The following is a 1,650-nucleotide window of genomic DNA, read 5'->3' as shown; positions in this document are numbered from 1 at the left end:
AGGGCGAAGCGCTCGAGCACCATCGGCGCGTCAGGCGCGAGGGCACCCGGACTCCCCCAGGCCAGGTCACGCTCGAAGCGCCAGTCCGCCAGGGATTCGTGCCACGAGCCCGCGCCCACGACCTCCGACTCCGTCACCGAGCCAGCCGGGACCACGATTGCCCCTGCGGAGCGAATCACCGCGAGCGTGTGCCCGCTTGAATCGACCAGCGTGCGCAACTCCCCCGGCCGGGGCACCGCCCCGCTCGCGCTGAGGCCGCGCGCGCCCGTCTCGGGTCCCGGCCAGCTCAGGCGGCGCAGGTCCCCGTTCACGATCGCGGTCAGCATCCGGTCGCCCATCGGCCCCGGCGGCAGGACCGCCGCCGGCACCGACGAGGCGCGGCGGCCCAGGGAGGCCCGCTCGGCCACCCGGGCCCGCCACCGCGCCGCGCCCGCCGCGCAGGCTGCGGAAACGAGCACCAGGGCGGCCGCGAGGGAGAAGAAGGGCTCGGTGAATAAGCCCCGAAGCGCAACACACGCGAGCACGGAAACCCCCGCGCCGAGCGCCGCCCCCCAGCCGATACCCCGGTCCAGGGAGGGGTGTTCGCGCCGCTGCCAGCCCGGGTCCCGTGCCGCCTGTGCCATCGCCCCGAGGATTGCCCCCAGGCTGGCGACGGCCCCGGAGACGAGGCCGCACAGCGCCGCGACGCCGAGCGTGGGGAGCCACCAGAGCCCGGTGCCCGGGCCGGGAAACCCCAGAACCGCGAGCGGTACCAGGCTCAGCGCGAGGCCCGCGAGGGCCCCAAAGAGCGGGCCGAAGCGGGCTTCCCGGCCGTAGCGTGCCCGGATCCCCTCCTCGGACAGGGCCGGGCCGGGCTCCGCGCTCAAGACTCACGCTCCCGTGCCTCGCTGGGGCCGGGAAGGAGCCCCAGGATGGCGCGGTAGAGCCCCATCGCGGCCACGCCGATGAAGAAGCAGGCGACCCCGGCGCCGCCGGTCCAGAGCCAAACCCACCGCGGTTCCGCGCTGCGGAGCAACCCGGTGCTCGCCCAGAAGGCGAGCATCACCAGCGCGGCCGCCGTCCCGCCACCCAGCCCGGCGACGAGCATCGCGGGAAACAGGGGGCGAAACCCCTGGCCCCGCTCGTGCAGCAGCGTCGCGATGGCCCCGCCGAGCAACACGAAGGCAGCGCACACCGCGCCGAGGGCAGCCCCCAGGGTGAACATCAGGATCCGGTGTCCGAGGGGCACGCTCTGCGGCCCCGCGGCATCCGGAGGAAGGTTCCCGAAGACGGCCAAGGACACGAGCCCCCCGGCGATCACCCCCGCGGCGAGCCCGCCGAGGAGCAGGCCCCCGTACCGGGACAAGAAACCGGTTCCGGCGAGCGCGCGGGCCCGCCTGGCCCGATGGTCCTCCCGCCGCTGGGCACGGTCCTCACGGTCGGCCTCGAGCGTGGCCTCCAGGAGCGCCGGGGCGAAGCGGCTGGGGATGGCCGCCGCCAGGATCCGCGCACGCACCTTTTCCGGGGTGACGGGCCGGGTGCTCGTGAGGCGCGCCACCCAGGCGTCGATGCCGACTCCCGTCGCCACGCGGAGGGCGTCATCGTCCAGGGGCAACGTCACCGGGGCGGGCTGGTCTGCGCTCGGCAGCTGCGGCGAGGCGACCGGGGGCG

General features: G+C 75.8%; 2 protein-coding genes. Both read right to left on the bottom strand.

Features of this window, described 5'->3' with window-relative positions:
* Nucleotides 1–866: hypothetical protein (locus OOT08_RS14285; RefSeq protein WP_325093457.1), on the bottom strand; the 866-nt coding region annotated here is incomplete at its 3' end.
* Nucleotides 863–1,650, bottom strand: a 788-nt coding sequence (locus tag OOT08_RS14280; RefSeq protein ID WP_325093456.1) for a hypothetical protein, incomplete at its 5' end; no start/stop codon positions are given. The genes OOT08_RS14280 and OOT08_RS14285, both read right to left, overlap by 4 nt.

It is taken from the genome of Leucobacter sp. M11 (assembly GCF_035726885.1).
In the GTDB taxonomy this organism is placed as follows: domain Bacteria; phylum Actinomycetota; class Actinomycetes; order Actinomycetales; family Microbacteriaceae; genus JAPFRB01.
This window is presented reverse-complemented; position numbering and strand designations above follow the sequence as displayed.